The sequence below is a fragment of the Rhodococcus sp. 1R11 genome (assembly GCF_004563845.1).
Taxonomy (GTDB): Bacteria; Actinomycetota; Actinomycetes; order Mycobacteriales; family Mycobacteriaceae; genus Rhodococcoides.
This window is the reverse complement of record NZ_SPNG01000001.1, coordinates 92,996-107,903: the sequence shown is the minus strand read 5'-3', so window position 1 is coordinate 107,903 and position 14,908 is coordinate 92,996. Positions and strand designations below refer to the sequence as shown.

Sequence of the window (14,908 nt, the reverse complement as noted above, 5' to 3'; positions counted from 1 at the left end):
TGCCGGTCCACCGCGCACGGGCGGGGTCGTTCGCCGTACTAGGGTTCGGATATGGATGCTCCTTCCCTGGTTCGCGAATACCTGTTGCTGGGCCTGAGTTTCGACCGACTCGAAGACGGTTTCGTCGACGCGTACACCGGTGATCCCGAACTGCGTCGCATCACCGAGAACGCCCCGGCTCCGGAGCCGCGCGAGCTGATCCGTCGAGCACAGACATTGCGCGCCGAGCTCGGCAACGTCGAACTCACACCGGAACGCCGGACTTTCCTCGACGTCCACCTGCGGGCGTTGGAATGCTCCGCGCGTAAATTTGCAGGTGAGAACATCGGTTTCGTCGACGAGGTGCATGCCTACTTCGACGTTCGGATCGCACCGGGGGATCAGGACCAGTACCTGCAGGCGCATCGCAAGATGGACGAGGTGCTCCCCGGACCCGGCTCGCTGAGCGAACGGTTGATCGCCCACCGCCGCGCCGACGTCATTCCCGCGGATCGACTGCAGGACTGCGTCGAGGCGTTCTCGTCCGCATTGCGCGACCGTGTTCGCGCCGAATACTCGTTGCCCGAGAACGAGAAGGTGACGTACGAAGTAGTCGGCGACAAGCCGTGGTCGGGATTCAACTACTACCTCGGCAATTTCCAGTCCACCGTCGCCATCAACTCCGACATCGAACAGCAGATGGCGAACCTGCCTCACCTGATCGCGCACGAGTCGTATCCCGGCCACCACACCGAGCACTGCCGCAAGGAGACGGGGCTCGTCGGTGCAGGACAGCTCGAGCAGACATTGTTCGTGGTCAACACCCCGCAGTGCCTGATGGCCGAGGGGCTCGCAGATCACGCTCTCGGAGCGATCGTCGGCGAAGGCTGGGGCGCATGGGCGCAGGAAATCTACGCCGACCTCGGACTGCGATTCGACGGAGACAAGGCCGAGCGACTCTCGGCGGCGTCGAGCCAGCTGCTGGGAGTTCGCCAGGACGCCGCGCTGTTGCTGCACGATCAGCACAAGAGCGAGGACGATGTGGCCGCCTACCTGGAGCGATGGTCGCTGGCCTCGCCGCAGCGCGCACGGCACAGTCTGCGCTTTCTGTCCTCGCCACTGTGGCGGGCGTACATCAGTACCTACGTCGAGGGCTACAAGCTTCTCGCCGGCTGGCTGGACCAGGGTGAGAGCGCCAGCGAGCGGGCACAGCTGTTCGGCAGACTGCTCGACGAGCCACTGACACCGGGTGCAGTACGCGTCTCGTAAACTGGTCCAGGTCCGTTGTTTTTCGATGCCCCCTTACTCTGATGTCCCTTGGAGACTCCTGTTATGACTGACGTCAACAACCTGTCACTGGCCGAGCTCGATCCCGAGGTCGCCGAGGCGATGGCAGGTGAACTGGGACGTCAGCGCGACACCCTCGAGATGATCGCGTCGGAGAACTTCGTGCCCCGCGCGGTTCTGCAGGCCCAGGGCAGCGTCCTGACCAACAAGTACGCCGAGGGCTACCCCGGACGCCGCTACTACGGCGGTTGTGAGCACGTCGACGTCGTCGAGGATCTCGCCCGCAATCGCGCCAAGGAACTCTTCGGTGCCGAGTTCGCCAACGTGCAGCCGCACGCCGGCGCGCAGGCCAACGCCGCGGTACTGATGGCACTGATCAACCCGGGCGACAAGATCATGGGCCTCGACCTGGCGCACGGTGGCCACCTCACCCACGGCATGAAGCTGAACTTCTCGGGCAAGCTCTACGAGGTCGAGTCCTACGGCGTCAGCAAAGAAGATCACCGCATCGACATGGACGAGGTGCGCAAGCAGGCCATCGCCGCCAAGCCCCAGGTGCTGATTGCCGGCTGGTCTGCCTACCCGCGCCACCAGGACTTCGCTGCGTTCCGCTCCATCGCCGACGAAGTGGGCGCACTGCTCTGGGTCGACATGGCGCACTTCGCCGGACTCGTCGCCGCAGGCGTGCACCCCTCGCCCGTGCCCTATGCAGACGTCGTCTCCTCCACCGTGCACAAGACCCTCGGCGGACCGCGCTCCGGCATCATCCTCGCGAAGAAGGAATGGGCCAAGAAGCTCAACTCCGCAGTGTTCCCCGGACAGCAGGGCGGACCGCTGATGCACGCCATCGCCGCGAAGGCCGTCGCCTTCAAGATCGCTGCGACGCCCGAGTTCAAGGAACGTCAGGAACGCACCCTCCTCGGCGCGTCGCTGCTCGCCGAGCGGCTCACCGGTGCCGACGTCGCCGACAAGGGCGTCTCCGTCCTCACCGGCGGCACCGACGTGCACCTCGTACTCGTCGACCTCCGCAACTCCGAGCTCGACGGCCAGCAGGCAGAAGACCTCCTGCACGAGGTCGGCATCACCGTCAACCGCAACGCCGTGCCCTTCGACCCGCGCCCGCCAATGGTCACCTCCGGCCTGCGCATCGGCACCGGCGCTCTGGCCACCCGCGGATTCGGCGAAGCCGAATTCACCGAGGTCGCCGACATCATCGCCACCGCCCTCGCCACCGGACAGGCCACCGACGCCCTGAAAGAACGCGTCGTGAAACTGGCGCAGAGCAAGCCGCTGTACGAGGGCCTCGAAGACTGGGGATTGCTGGGCTGACCCTGGCTTTCCTGCCTACCCCCGCCCACCCCGCTCCGCGTCAATGGACCATTGCACCGCTCAGACGTCTGCAATGGTTCATTGACGCTGGCCCCCGGTCGGATCAATGTGGCTATCAGTCGATCTGAGTGCAACAAAGCCACATTGATCCGACGGGGGAGGGCCGGTTTCGGCACCCGATGTTTCGCTGACCTGGGCCGAATCGGCCGTAACGCGTTGTTCACCGACACGCCAGACTCTTAGCAAGCCGAACCCGGGTTTCGGCGGTACCGTCGGCAGTAACAGGCAGCGGGGAAGTTGTCTGTGCGGGAGGTTCTGATACGTGACTGAGCTAGTGAGCGCGAGAGGGCCGGTACCCGGTCCTCGTGTCACCTGACACATCGGACCCGACCGGCCGAGCGAACAGAGTTTGCGCGGTGCCGCGCAAACGTAGGAGCCCCACGTGACCACTTCACGCTCCGTTTCCGCCCCTCTTCGGACCTTCGTGCTCGATACCTCGGTCCTGCTCTCCGATCCCTGGGCAGTCATTCGGTTCGCCGAGCACAATGTGGTACTTCCGCTCGTAGTCATCAGTGAGTTGGAGGGCAAACGCCACCACCACGAACTGGGATGGTTCGCGCGGGAATCCTTGCGCATGCTCGACGACCTTCGCGTAGAATTCGGCCGACTCGACCAGCCGGTTCCCATCGGAACTTCAGGTGGCACACTGCAAGTCGAGCTCAATCACACCGATCCGTCGGTGCTTCCCGTCGGATTCCGTACCGACTCCAACGATTCTCGAATCCTCGCCTGCGCTCTGAATCTCAAAGCAGAGGGCAAGGACGTCGTCCTCGTCAGCAAGGACATTCCGTTGCGTGTGAAGGCCGGTGCCGTCGGTCTTCCCGCCGACGAGTACCACGCTCACGACGTCGTCCCGTCCGGATGGACCGGTATGACGGAGCTCGAGGTGCCCTCCGATGCCGTGGACACCCTGTTCAACGACGGTGTCATCGATCTTGTCGAGGCCCGAGACCTTCCGTGCCACACCGGAGTTCGGCTGCTTGCCGGACGGCAGAGTGCACTGGGGCGCGTCACGCCCGACAAGCAGCTTCAGCTCGTGCGCGGCGAGCGTGAGGCGTTCGGCCTGCACGGTCGTTCGGCGGAACAACGCGTGGCGCTCGATCTTTTGCTCGACGAGAGCATCGGCATCGTCTCGCTCGGCGGCAAGGCCGGCACCGGTAAGTCCGCACTGGCTCTCACTGCCGGACTCGAGGCCGTCCTCGAACGTCGCTCACATCGGAAAGTCGTTGTTTTCCGGCCTCTTTACGCCGTCGGCGGGCAGGAGCTCGGCTACCTCCCCGGCAGTGAGAGCGAGAAGATGGGCCCCTGGGGACAGGCGGTCTTCGACACCCTCGAAGGACTCGCGAGCCCCGAGGTGATGGAAGAAGTCATCGCCCGCGGCATGCTGGAAGTGTTGCCGCTCACGCACATTCGCGGTCGCTCGCTCCACGATTCGTTCGTGATCGTCGACGAGGCGCAGTCGCTCGAGCGCAATGTGCTGCTGACGGTCTTGTCCCGGCTGGGGTCCGGCTCACGCGTCGTGCTCACCCACGACGTCGCGCAACGTGACAACCTGCGGGTCGGACGACACGACGGCGTCGCTGCCGTCATCGAAAAGCTCAAGGGCCACCCACTTTTCGCACACATCACCCTCACTCGAAGCGAGCGTTCACCGATCGCCGCACTGGTGACCGAAATGCTCGAAGAATTCGGTCCGTCAGGGGCCTGACGCCGCTCGTGAGTGGAACTTCGTAGCCCACTACGAAGTTCCACTCACATGGGTCACCGGCCCAGCGCGGCCCCGAGCACTCCTCTCGCAACGCCTTTCAAGAAGTCGACGTTGTCGAAATAATCGCGCCACACAGCTACTTTGCCTTCGCGCAGCTCGAAGGTTCCGCACACCCAGAACTCGATCCGGAGCCGACGCCAGATCAGGACGTCGGTGCGTTCGGTGAGGACGACATGTCCGTCGGCCGCGATGTTGTGGACGGTGACGTCGAAGCCGAACGCAGGCTTGGCGAGCAGCGCCAGGAACCGTCCGACGTTCGAGGTGCCGCGCACCTTCGGAAGTCCCACGTTGTGCCAGACGACGCGGTCGTCGAGAAGAGTCATCGCACGATCGGTGTCGCGAGATCTCAGCGCGTCGAACAGCTCTTCCACGATCTCGGTTGCCTGCTGTGTATCGGTCATGTGGTGATCCGCTCCATCCATCGCCGTCGAAGAACTCGAGTGTGACCGAATTGCTCGTCGGATGCACTCTCGCGGGTCGGTTCGATCGCGAACATGACACCGTCCCCGGGGGGGTGAAAACGCCTGGAAGGCCGGTTGGCCTCGGCCGAAATATCGAACCGTTGGGAGAATTCACAGAGGTCAGGGGCACGGCGTCGGTCGCTCGGCGGCAGGCGCTACGGTTACCACATGTCTACGAACCTGTCCGACGGTGATCTGCTGGTCCGTTTGGAGCCTGCGGTCGAAGAGAATCTACGACGCCATATCGAGGCAGCGAGTGATTGGCACCCCCATGAGCTCGCGCCGTTCGACGACGGCAAGAACTTCGCGTTCCTCGGCGGCGAGGACTGGTCGCCCGAGCAGTCGCACCTGAGCGACGTCGAAATTCTGTCCGCCACGGTGGGCGTCTTGGTGGCCGACAACCTCCCCGCATACCACCGGGAACTGGCCCACGCCCTCACCGGCCTCGGTGCCTGGTGGAAGTGGACGGGCCGCTGGACGTCCGAAGAGAACCGACAGTCGATCGTGCTGCGCAACTTCCTGGTGCTCACTCGCGCTGTCGATCCGGTCGCCCTCGAGCGAGTTCGGATGGAGCACATGACCCTCGGATTCGACGCGCCCAGCCAGCGGCTGCTCGACATCCTGGCGCACTTCGCCATCGAAGAAGCTGCTGCCGCCCTGCGTAACCGCAACACCATCGCCCTCGGCAAGGATCCGGTACTGGCCACCATCCTCGGCAAAATCGCCGACGACGACGAGCTGCAGTCGACGTTCTACGCCAACATCATCGACGAGGCATTCGCTGTCGTACCGGATCAGGCTGCGCGCGCAGTGGCCGACCGTATCAACGGCTTCAAGATCCCCGAGATCGAGCTACCCGACCGCGGCAGCAGCATCGCCGCGCTTGCCGAAGCCGGCATCTACGACGCCGATCAGGAACGCGACAAGGTGTTCAAGCCATTGCTTGCAGGCTGGAAGATCTTCGACCGCACCGATCTGGGCGAGGACGGCCTGAAGGCACGCGAAGAACTCGCGCACCTGGCCTGAGGTTTCGGCCCCTTTCGAAAAACACCCGCCCCCGGTCGGATCAATGCGACTTTGTTGCAGTCAGAGTGACTGAAACCCACATTGATCCAACCGGGGGCGAGCTGCGTTCAGGGGTCCGGCGGGGCGAACGGGAAAGCTAGTCCTTGACCTTCGCCATGGCGAGGACGTCGAGGCGCTTGTCCAGTTCTGCTTCGCTGAGCTTGTCGCCGATCAGTCCGCGGTCGATGACGGTCTGACGGATGGTCTTCTTCTCCTTCAGTGCCTGCTTGGCGACTGCGGCCGCTTCCTCGTAGCCGATTGCGGAGTTCAGCGGGGTCACGATGGACGGCGAGGACTCGGCGAGGGTCTTGAGGTGCTCGACGTTGGCTTCGAGGCCGACGACGCACTTGTCGGCGAAGAGCACCGAGACGTTGGCGAGCAACTTGAAGGATTCGAGAACGTTGCGGGCCATCATCGGGATGTAGACGTTGAGCTCGAAGGCACCCGATGCGCCGCCGAAGGCCACTGCCGCGTCGTTACCGATGACCTGTGCAGCTACCTGGGTGACTGCTTCGGGCAGAACGGGATTGACCTTGCCGGGCATGATCGAGCTGCCGGGCTGCAGGTCGGGGAGCGCGATCTCGCCGAGTCCGGTGAGCGGCCCCGATCCCATCCAGCGAATGTCGTTGGCAATCTTGGTCAGTGACACTGCGATGGTGCGCAGTGCGCCGGATGCTTCGACCAGTCCGTCACGAGCGGCCTGAGCCTCGAACGAATCCTTGGCTGCGGTGAGTGCATCGATGCCGGTCGACTTGACCAGTTCCGCAACAACTTTCGGGCCGAAGCCGTCGGGTGCGTTGAGGCCGGTGCCGACGGCGGTGCCGCCGATGGGCAGTTCACCCAGACGCGGCAGGGTGGCTTCGACGCGCTCGATGCCGGCCTCGATCTGCCGGGCGTAGCCGCCGAATTCCTGACCGAGAGTGACCGGGACGGCATCCATCAGGTGGGTGCGTCCGGACTTGACGACGTGCTTCCACTCGGTGGCCTTGGTCACCAGAGCCTCGTGCAGGTGCCGCAGTGCGGGCACCAGGGAGGTGACGGCTGCTTCGGTGGCGGCGACGTGCGTGGCCGTCGGGAACGTGTCGTTGGAGGACTGCGACATGTTCACGTGGTCGTTGGGGTGCACCTCGACGCCGTTGGCCTTGGCGATCGACGCGATGACCTCGTTGGCGTTCATGTTGGAGCTGGTGCCCGAGCCGGTCTGGAAGACGTCGATCGGGAACTGATCGTCGTGCTTGCCCTCGGCGATCTCGTTGGCGGCGGCGATGATCGCGTCGGCCAATGCGCCGTCGAGCAGACCGAGATCCTTGTTGACCTGCGCGCAGGCTGCCTTGAGCAGGCCCATCGCGCGGATCTGGGTGCGCTCGAGCGGGCGGCCCGAGATGGGGAAGTTCTCCACCGCACGCTGCGTCTGGGCGCGCCAGAGCGCGTCGATGGGGACGCGAACCTCTCCCATGGTGTCGTGTTCGATCCGGAACTGCTGTTCGTCTGTCTGCGTCATGAGCCTTACTTTGCCAGTCGTGGTTTCGGGGATCAGAAGGACGGTGCCTGGCCGGATTCGTCGGCGTCGAAGTCCACCGAGGAGTACTCGCGCAGCTTCTCGAGGCGGTGGTAGGCGTCGATCATGCGCACGGTGCCGGACTTGGAGCGCATGACGATGGACTGGGTGTGGGCTCCGCCGCCCGCGTAGCGGACACCGCGCAGCAGGTCGCCGTCGGTGACGCCGGTGGCGGTGAAGAAGACGTTCTCGCCCGAGACGAGGTCCTTGGTGTCGAGGACGCGATCGAGGTCGTGGCCGGCGTCGATGGCCTTCTGCTTCTCGGTGTCGTCCGTGGGTGCCAGACGGCCCAGGATCGCGCCGTCCATGCAGCGCATCGCGGCGGCCGCGATGATGCCCTCGGGCGTTCCGCCGGTTCCGATGAGCATGTCGGTGCCCGAGTCGGGACGAGCGGCGGCGATGGCACCGGCGACGTCACCGTCGGAGATCAACCGGATGCGTGATCCGGCGTCGCGCACCTGCTGGATCAGTTCGGCATGCCGGGGGCGATCGAGGATGCACACCGTCACGTCGGAGGCTGAACCCTTCTTGATCTTGGCGATGCGGGCGATGTTCTCGGCGACGGGGACGGTGATGTCGATGACGTCGGCGTAATCGGGTCCGACGGCGATCTTCTCCATGTAGAACACGGCCGAGGGATCGAACATCGCGCCGCGTTCGGCGACGGCGAGTACCGAGATGGCGTTGGGCATGCCCTTGGCCATCAGGGTGGTTCCGTCGACGGGGTCGACGGCGAAGTCCACCTCGGGTCCGTTTCCGTTGCCGACCTGCTCGCCGTTGTAGAGCATCGGCGCTTCGTCCTTCTCGCCTTCGCCGATGACGACGACGCCGCGCATGGAGACCGAGCTGACCAACTGACGCATCGCGTCGACGGCTGCTCCGTCGCCACCTTCCTTGTCGCCCCGACCGACCCAGCGACCCGAGGCGAGCGCACCGGCCTCGGTGACGCGGACGAGTTCGAGTGCGAGGTTGCGATCTGGCGCCATGGCGCGAGTGGACTCGGTGCTGGCCGTCATCGGTTTGTAGCCTCCTGGTTGGTGGGGTGTTACCCAGGCAGGATTATCTCACTTCTGTGATGCCCGCGGTGGGGTCGGGTCGACTGTGAGGTACGCGCCGACCGAGCACTGCCGCACAGAGGGGATACTGGAGATGTGGCAAACAGCAAACCTCGGATTCTCAACAACAACCGCGACATGGTCTGGTCGCTGATTCCGCTGGTCATTGCGTGTTTGTTGATTGCAGGCGTGGCAAGTCAGTGCTCGTTGAGCCCCGGTGGACCCAAGCAGGGACCCATTCCCAACTTCGACGTGAACTCCGCACTGCAGTACGACGCGGCCGAAATCGGTTTCCCGGTGCGCAATCCGGCCGTTCCCGAGGAATGGACCCCCAATTCGGGGAGCCGCGCGACCATTTCCGGTGACAGTGGTGGGGCGGCGTCGACTGTCGGATACATCACCGGGTCGGGGGCGTACCTGCAACTGACTCAGACGGCGGCGTCCGAGGAATTGGTGGTGCCGTTCGTGGCCGGGGAGACGGTGTACGCGTCGGGCGCGCAGAACGTCTCGGGTCGAGACTGGGTCGTGTACGGCGAGGAAGGCTCGCGCACCTACTGGGTCTCGGACTTCGGTGACGTGCGAATCCTGTTGGGCGGCACGGCGAACACCGAGGAATTCACGACTCTCGCGGCCGCGGTCGAGGCCACCGAACCGCTCGCGCCCTAGCTGTCGTTCTCGGTGCTCGCCAGCGCGGTCTCGATGCGCTTGCGTGCGCCCGCCAGTTGTTCTTCGCAGCGCGTCGCCAGTTGTTCGCCGCGCTCCCACAGGGCGAGGGAGGCGTCGAGGTCGAGTCCGCCCTGCTCGAGGATCTTCACCACGCCGACCAGCTCGTCGCGGGCTTCCTCGTAGCCCAGTTCGGATACCGGCTTGTCTTCGTTCTCGCTCATCGAATCTCCCTCTGTCTTTCACTCGGCGTAATTTCACCGGGCGTCATTTCACTCGGCCCATGACTGCGGCGGTGACGGCACCGTCGGCCACCCGCACCCTGATCTGTGTCCCCGGCGGCGCATCCTCGACCGAACGCAGTACCTCGGGATCTGCACCCGGCACCACCCGCTGCACGACGGCGTAGCCCCGAGCAAGTGTGGCAGCAGGCCCCAGCGTCGACAGCCTCGCCCGCAGATGTTCGACGAGCGTGTCCTGGGTGGTCAGCTCACGCTGCACGTCGCGTCGAGCTGCATCGGCGAGTCGCCGAACTTCTTCGCGACGCTGTTCGAGGGCCGCCAACGGATCGGCCAACACGGGTCGATGCCGCAGCATCTCCAGCCCGCGCGCCTCCCGTTCCACCCAATTGCGAAGCGCTGCAGCGCTTCTGGCTTTCAGTTCCGCGACCAACGCTTGTTCGGCGACGGCGTCGGGCACCACGAGCTTGGCGGCATCGGTGGGGGTGGCAGCACGTAGGTCGGCGACGTGATCGCTGAGGGGACTGTCGGGCTCGTGTCCGATGGCGCTGACGATCGGCGTCGTCGCACGTGAGATGGCCCGGCACAGAGCCTCGTCGGAGAACGGCAACAGATCCTCGACGCTACCGCCGCCGCGGGCGAGGACGATGACGTCGACGCGCGGGTCGTCGTTCAGATCCTTCAGTGCGTCCAGAATTGCCGGCACCGCTTGTGGACCCTGAACCGGAGTGTTTCGTACCTCGAATCGCACTGCGGGCCAACGCCTCTGTGCGACGGTGAGGACGTCCTTCTCGGCTGCGCTGGCGCGGGCGGTGATGAGCCCGATGGTGCCGGGCAGGAACGGCAGCGGACGCTTGAGTCGCGGGTCGAACAGTCCTTCGGCCGCCAGCAGAGCCCGGAGCCGTTCGATGCGGGCCAGTAGTTCGCCGACACCCACAGCGCGAATATCTGTGGCGCGCAGCGAAATGGTGCCGCGGCCGGTGAAGAACGACAGCTTGCCGTAGAGGATGACCCGCGCGCCCTCGGTCAGCGGGACGGGAGACCGATCCAGCAGTTGCGGCGAGCAGGTTACCGACAGCGACATGTCCGCCGACGGATCACGCAGGGTCAGAAATGCCGTCCGCGTGCCGGGGCGGGCGTTGATCTGCGTCAGCTGCCCCTCGACCCAGATGCTGCCGAGCTTGTCGATCCACCCGGCGACCTTCATCGCGACGGTGCGCACCGGCCATGGTTGTTCGGCGGTACTCGCACCGGATGGAGCGGGGCCGGACTGAGTGGGGGGAGTGCTCACTTCGCCTTGGCGGTGGTGATTCGGTTGGCGAGCATGGTCTGGAACGGTGCGCGGGCCGCCGTCGCATTCTCGTACTCGAGCAGGGTTTCCAGATCCTCGATCGACAGTGTGCGCAGACGTGCGCGCAACTGAGCGAGGGCAAGGGTGTCGAAGTCGATCATCTCGACGATCTCGGGCTTCGTCGTGGCTGCTGCGGGCTTCGCCGAGGTGTCCTGCACCGGTTCGTCCAGCGGCGGCGTCGAATACAGAGCGAATCGTCCGTTCGCTGCGATGGGCTCGGCCACCGGTGCGTCGGGAACGTCGACATCATCGGTGACTGCTGCGGAGTCGAACCTCGATGCGGCGGGGTACGCGTCGTCCTCGTCCTCGTCGAAACTTGCCCACGACGGCTGCTCCTCGCGCGGAGTTCCGATCACCGGCAGAGCCGAAATGACCAGATCGCCCTTGATGGCGAGGGCTGTCACCTGCTGCTGAAGCCGCATGCCGCGTGCCAACGCCTCGCTGACGACGGTCATCGGCAACATCAACGCGGAACCGGGAAGCTTGCGGGCCTCTTCCACGACGGTCACGGCGACGCCTGCAGCCACCCGCGCCGCAAAGGGGAGTCGAGTCATGCACACCAGACTGCCCGAAGTCGTCGTCTTTGGGTAGCCGACAGGCCAGGGCCTGCGGAACGACCCGGTTGCTGCGGTACACGTATCCTGGGAGGTATGTCTTCGGCCGTTCCTCTGAATCTTGGTATCGCACACTCCGCCGGCTCGCACACGACCGCGCATGCCGGGGGTAAGCGAGTGCTTCTCGCCGAGCCGCGCGGCTACTGCGCGGGCGTGGATCGTGCCGTCGAGACCGTCGAAAAGGCACTCGAACAGCACGGTGCGCCGGTGTACGTGCGCAAGGAGATCGTGCACAACAAGCACGTGGTCGAGACGCTGTCCGATCGCGGCGCGGTGTTCGTCGAGGAGACCGACGAGGTGCCCGAGGGCTCGCTACTGGTGTTTTCGGCGCACGGTGTCTCGCCTGCGGTGCACACTTCCGCCGCCGAGCGGAACCTGCGGACGATCGATGCGACCTGCCCGCTGGTGACCAAGGTGCACCAGGAAGCCAAGCGGTTCGCCCGAGACGACTACGACATTCTGCTCATCGGCCACGAGGGCCACGAGGAGGTCGAGGGCACCGCAGGTGAGGCGCCCGAGCACATCCAGCTCGTGGACGGCCCGGAATCGGTGGACAGCGTCACGGTGCGCGACGAGAACAAGGTCATCTGGCTTTCGCAGACGACGCTGAGCGTCGACGAGACCATGATGACGGTCGCGAAGCTGCGTGAGCGGTTCCCGACCTTGCAGGATCCGCCGAGCGACGACATCTGCTACGCCACGCAGAACCGTCAGGTCGCGGTGAAAGCGATGGCACCGGAGTGCGATCTGGTGATCGTCGTCGGCTCGAAGAACTCGTCGAACTCGGTGCGACTGGTCGAGGTCGCCCTCGGTGCCGGCGCACGGGCCAGCTACCTGGTGGACTACGCGAAAGAGATCGATCTGGCGTGGCTCGACGGCGTCGAGACCATCGGCATCACGTCGGGAGCGTCCGTGCCGGAGATCCTGGTTCAGGGCGTCATCGACCTGTTCGCCGAGCACGGATACGCGGACGTGCAGCCCGTCACCACCGCGAACGAAACCCTGGTTTTCTCCTTGCCCCGCGAGCTGCGCCCCGCACGCTGACCGGTCCATGACCGGCCGGTGTCGGTGGGGTCAGTCGTCGGCGTGGCGGTCGCGGTACCGAACCTGCGGCACCGGGTGCGGAGGAATGTCGTCACGGCGCACGTTCTGCGGCGCGTCGTTCACAACCGGTTCGACGGTGTGCCGAGCGCCGGTGGCGTACGGGTCGACGGCGTCCCGCGGCGGCTGAACCCGAGGTGAGCGCTCCCGGCGAGGTTCCGTCGAATACGGTGCCTCGGACGGCTGCGGCCGCGATGGGCGCGCTACGCCGGGTGGGGGCGTGCGGTCCTGCGGGTACTGGGCGTGCGAGCGGGAGGGCCGCTGGTACTCGGGCTGCGGACTCGCCTGCCGTGCGTGTCCGGGCGTCGCCCCGGGCGTTGTTGTCGACCGTCGTGGCGCGGCGCCGGAATCGGTTGCGGCGCGAGAGGTTCCTCGGCGGCCCACGTACGGCTCGGGCACGATGTCGGTGGCCTCGACTGCGGACACGTCGTCACGGTCCACCGCTGCTCGACGGCTACGTGCGCGTGACGGACGGTCTTCCTTTGCTCGCCGCTGTGCCCGGGTGAGTGTGTCGTCCTCGGAGGTCGGGCTCCGGCGAGCGGAGTCTCCGGCCTTGGTGCTTCGACGAGGGGCGTCTTCCGATTTCGTGCGACGCCGAGGTGCGTCGGCGGTCTTCGTGCTGCGTCGAACTGCGGGCGCGTGCGTGTTCTGCCGCTTCAGCACGATGCGTACGGCACCGAGGCCGACGGCCACGAGGGTGCCGAGCAGCATCAATGGAAATCGGTTGACCAGCGGAATCGCTACGTTCAGGATGATGTCTTTGAGGCTGGTGCCCGCGTTGTCGGTGAAGTACTGGTACGACAGCGGCACGGCCACGAACAGAATCAACGGGGCTTGGACCATCGCGGTGAACAGTCCGCGGTAGCGGACCAGCAATACCGCGGCGATGCAGCCGAGGATGTAGAGGAACGCGAACGCACCGGTCAGCTCGGTTCCACGCGCGGCGTCGATGAGAAATCCGAGAAAGGTCAGCCCTGCGGCGATCGCAACGGCCCCCCACGCTGGTACGCCGGGCAGGGTCGCGAGGATGGATCGGTGATCCAGCGGTACCCCGGATCGGGCACGTTGGGAGGTAGACACCCCTCGAGGTTAGCCGTAGTTCAGCCCACTGCATCGCTGACATGACCGAAGTCGTGCCGGTAGCGGGACGAATCGGACAGCTTGGGACGCTCGTCCACGCGTGCGATCTCCACCGGTTCGGCGTCGAACAGCTCGAGCTCGTGCAGCTTGCGTGCGGTGACACCCACCCTGCTGTCGACCGACCCGACGGTGGAGTTGAAGGACTCCACAGCCTTGCCGAGGTGGGCCCCGAGCTTGTCGAGATGTGTCGAGACGATTCCGATGCGGCCGTACAGTTCGCGGCCCAGCTGGTGTATCCGTGCCGCGTCCTCGGCGATCGACTCCTGTTTCCAGGTGTACGCGACGGTGCGCAGCAGTGCGACCAGAGTGGTCGGGGTGGCAAGAATCACGTTCCGGCCGAAGGCGTACTCCAGCAGGCTCGTGTCCGACGTCAGTGCGGCGTCGAGAAACGGGTCGCCGGGAACGAACAGGACGACGAACTCCGGCGTCGGCTCGAACGCCTCCCAGTAGGCCTTGTCGGCAAGTTGATCGATGTGGGTGCGCAGCTGCTTGGCGTGGCGGCGCAGATGTTTGTCGCGAGCACCCGGTTCTTCGTCCTGTGCGGCGTCGAGGTAGGCCGCGAACGGCACCTTGGCGTCGACGACGATCTGCCGATCGCCGGCGAGGCGCACGATCATGTCGGGTCTAAAGCCGTCCTTGCTCACCTGAGTGTCGAAGTCGCAGTGCTTGACCATGCCGGCGAGTTCGACGACCCGTTCGAGCTGGATCTCGCCCCACCGACCTCGGATCTGTGGTGCGCGCAGCGCGGTGACCAGTTGTCCGGTCTGCATGGAGAGCTGCATCGACGCGCGATGCATCCCGGTCACCTGTTCCGACAGGCCCGCGTACGCCCTGATCCGGTGGTGCTCGACTTCTCGTACGTGCTCGGCGAGAGCGTCGACGGCGTCGTGCAGGGGCTCCACCAGATGGGACACCTGTTGGCCGATGACCGTCGAATTGCGGCGAGCGGAATCCTCGTTCACCGCGCTCAACGACTGGCGTAGCAGCGCCTCGTTCTGGCGTAGAGCCGCCAGCTGTGCCTCCGCTCGCACGGCCCGATCACCCACCCGAGAGGCATGCAACAGCCACCCCACCACGCCGCCGATGGCGAGGGCGACGAGCAGGCCGAGCGCGGTGAGAATGTTCATGGTGCCGATGATGCAGCACGCCACCGACAAGTTCGGTCGAGGCGAGCTGTGGGTCGATGCTCACGTCCGACAGGCCGACGAGCCTCGAATAGTTTGTCGGTGCTTGCCGAT

14 protein-coding genes are annotated in these 14,908 nt (G+C 65.4%); 6 read left to right on the top strand and 8 right to left on the bottom strand.

The genetic code is table 11. The features are described 5' to 3' along the window. Positions 1–51: 51 nt before the first annotated feature. From E4P29_RS00540 to E4P29_RS00530, 3 genes are all read left to right on the top strand, one after another. Positions 52–1,248, top strand: coding sequence for a DUF885 domain-containing protein (locus E4P29_RS00540; protein WP_135041023.1), 1,197 nt, complete (start codon positions 52–54; stop codon positions 1,246–1,248). Between the two features lie 63 nt (positions 1,249–1,311). Continuing rightward, on the top strand, positions 1,312–2,595 hold the full coding sequence (gene glyA / locus E4P29_RS00535) for a serine hydroxymethyltransferase (protein ID WP_135041022.1): 1,284 nt from the start codon (positions 1,312–1,314) through the stop codon (positions 2,593–2,595). A 442-nt stretch (positions 2,596–3,037) separates the two neighbouring features. Beyond that, entirely contained in the window at positions 3,038–4,363 is a 1,326-nt protein-coding gene (locus tag E4P29_RS00530) for a PhoH family protein (protein ID WP_209205250.1), read from the top strand. Between the two features lie 53 nt (positions 4,364–4,416). Here E4P29_RS00530 and E4P29_RS00525 read toward each other — a convergent pair whose 3' ends face one another. Further along, entirely contained in the window at positions 4,417–4,824 is a 408-nt protein-coding gene (locus tag E4P29_RS00525) for a limonene-1,2-epoxide hydrolase family protein (RefSeq protein ID WP_167735343.1), read from the bottom strand. A 228-nt stretch (positions 4,825–5,052) separates the two neighbouring features. On the opposite strand from E4P29_RS00525, the gene E4P29_RS00520 reads away from it, so the two are divergent. After that, a complete protein-coding gene (locus tag E4P29_RS00520; protein WP_135041020.1) occupies positions 5,053–5,910 on the top strand; it encodes an acyl-ACP desaturase in 858 nt (285 codons plus the stop codon). Positions 5,911–6,046: 136 nt separating this feature from the next. Here E4P29_RS00520 and E4P29_RS00515 read toward each other — a convergent pair whose 3' ends face one another. Both E4P29_RS00515 and glpX read right to left on the bottom strand, forming a co-directional pair. Further along, on the bottom strand, positions 6,047–7,450 hold the full coding sequence (locus E4P29_RS00515; RefSeq protein WP_135041018.1) for a class II fumarate hydratase: 1,404 nt from the start codon (positions 7,448–7,450) through the stop codon (positions 6,047–6,049). A 32-nt stretch (positions 7,451–7,482) separates the two neighbouring features. Then, positions 7,483–8,523, bottom strand: coding sequence for a class II fructose-bisphosphatase (glpX, locus tag E4P29_RS00510; RefSeq protein WP_027498135.1), 1,041 nt, complete (start codon positions 8,521–8,523; stop codon positions 7,483–7,485). A 135-nt stretch (positions 8,524–8,658) separates the two neighbouring features. On the opposite strand from glpX, the gene E4P29_RS00505 reads away from it, so the two are divergent. Beyond that, positions 8,659–9,228, top strand: a complete 570-nt coding sequence (locus tag E4P29_RS00505; RefSeq protein WP_135041016.1) for a DUF4245 domain-containing protein — start codon at positions 8,659–8,661, stop codon at positions 9,226–9,228. Here the strand turns inward: E4P29_RS00505 and E4P29_RS00500 are convergent. From E4P29_RS00500 to E4P29_RS00490, 3 genes are read right to left on the bottom strand one after another with little or no spacing between them, the layout of a single operon-like run. Continuing rightward, positions 9,225–9,449 (bottom strand): exodeoxyribonuclease VII small subunit, encoded by a 225-nt coding sequence (locus tag E4P29_RS00500; RefSeq protein WP_027498133.1) that lies wholly within the window; start codon positions 9,447–9,449, stop codon positions 9,225–9,227. The genes E4P29_RS00505 and E4P29_RS00500 overlap by 4 nt on opposite strands. 43 nt (positions 9,450–9,492) lie before the next feature. Further along, positions 9,493–10,755 carry an exodeoxyribonuclease VII large subunit gene (xseA, locus tag E4P29_RS00495; RefSeq protein ID WP_027498132.1) on the bottom strand — a complete coding sequence of 421 codons (1,263 nt, stop codon included), beginning with the start codon at positions 10,753–10,755 and terminating at the stop codon, positions 9,493–9,495. Continuing rightward, positions 10,752–11,369, bottom strand: coding sequence for a lipid droplet-associated protein (locus tag E4P29_RS00490; protein ID WP_135041014.1), 618 nt, complete (start codon positions 11,367–11,369; stop codon positions 10,752–10,754). The genes xseA and E4P29_RS00490 overlap by 4 nt, the downstream gene beginning before the upstream one ends. A gap of 96 nt (positions 11,370–11,465) precedes the next feature. On the opposite strand from E4P29_RS00490, the gene E4P29_RS00485 reads away from it, so the two are divergent. Next, entirely contained in the window at positions 11,466–12,473 is a 1,008-nt protein-coding gene (locus E4P29_RS00485) for a 4-hydroxy-3-methylbut-2-enyl diphosphate reductase (protein WP_027498130.1), read from the top strand. 30 nt (positions 12,474–12,503) lie between these two features. Here the strand turns inward: E4P29_RS00485 and E4P29_RS00480 are convergent, their stop codons facing one another. Beyond that, on the bottom strand, positions 12,504–13,610 hold the full coding sequence (locus E4P29_RS00480; protein ID WP_209205249.1) for a DUF6542 domain-containing protein: 1,107 nt from the start codon (positions 13,608–13,610) through the stop codon (positions 12,504–12,506). Positions 13,611–13,630: 20 nt separating this feature from the next. Further along, complete coding sequence (locus E4P29_RS00475) at positions 13,631–14,797, bottom strand: DNA recombination protein RmuC (RefSeq protein WP_032375526.1); 1,167 nt, start codon at positions 14,795–14,797, stop codon at positions 13,631–13,633. Positions 14,798–14,908: the final 111 nt, after the last annotated feature.

Bases quoted from the DNA above. Each gene is read 5' to 3' on its own strand.
- E4P29_RS00515 (WP_135041018.1), bottom strand. From the start codon at position 7,450: ATGACGCAGACAGACGAACAGCAGTTCCGGATCGAACACGACACCATG.
- glyA (WP_135041022.1), top strand. From the start codon at position 1,312: ATGACTGACGTCAACAACCTGTCACTGGCCGAGCTCGATCCCGAGGTC.
- E4P29_RS00485 (WP_027498130.1), top strand. From the start codon at position 11,466: ATGTCTTCGGCCGTTCCTCTGAATCTTGGTATCGCACACTCCGCCGGC.
- E4P29_RS00500 (WP_027498133.1), bottom strand. From the start codon at position 9,449: ATGAGCGAGAACGAAGACAAGCCGGTATCCGAACTGGGCTACGAGGAA.
- E4P29_RS00520 (WP_135041020.1), top strand. From the start codon at position 5,053: ATGTCTACGAACCTGTCCGACGGTGATCTGCTGGTCCGTTTGGAGCCT.
- E4P29_RS00540 (WP_135041023.1), top strand. From the start codon at position 52: ATGGATGCTCCTTCCCTGGTTCGCGAATACCTGTTGCTGGGCCTGAGT.
- glpX (WP_027498135.1), bottom strand. From the start codon at position 8,523: ATGACGGCCAGCACCGAGTCCACTCGCGCCATGGCGCCAGATCGCAAC.
- E4P29_RS00525 (WP_167735343.1), bottom strand. From the start codon at position 4,824: ATGACCGATACACAGCAGGCAACCGAGATCGTGGAAGAGCTGTTCGAC.
- E4P29_RS00490 (WP_135041014.1), bottom strand. From the start codon at position 11,369: ATGACTCGACTCCCCTTTGCGGCGCGGGTGGCTGCAGGCGTCGCCGTG.
- E4P29_RS00475 (WP_032375526.1), bottom strand. From the start codon at position 14,797: ATGAACATTCTCACCGCGCTCGGCCTGCTCGTCGCCCTCGCCATCGGC.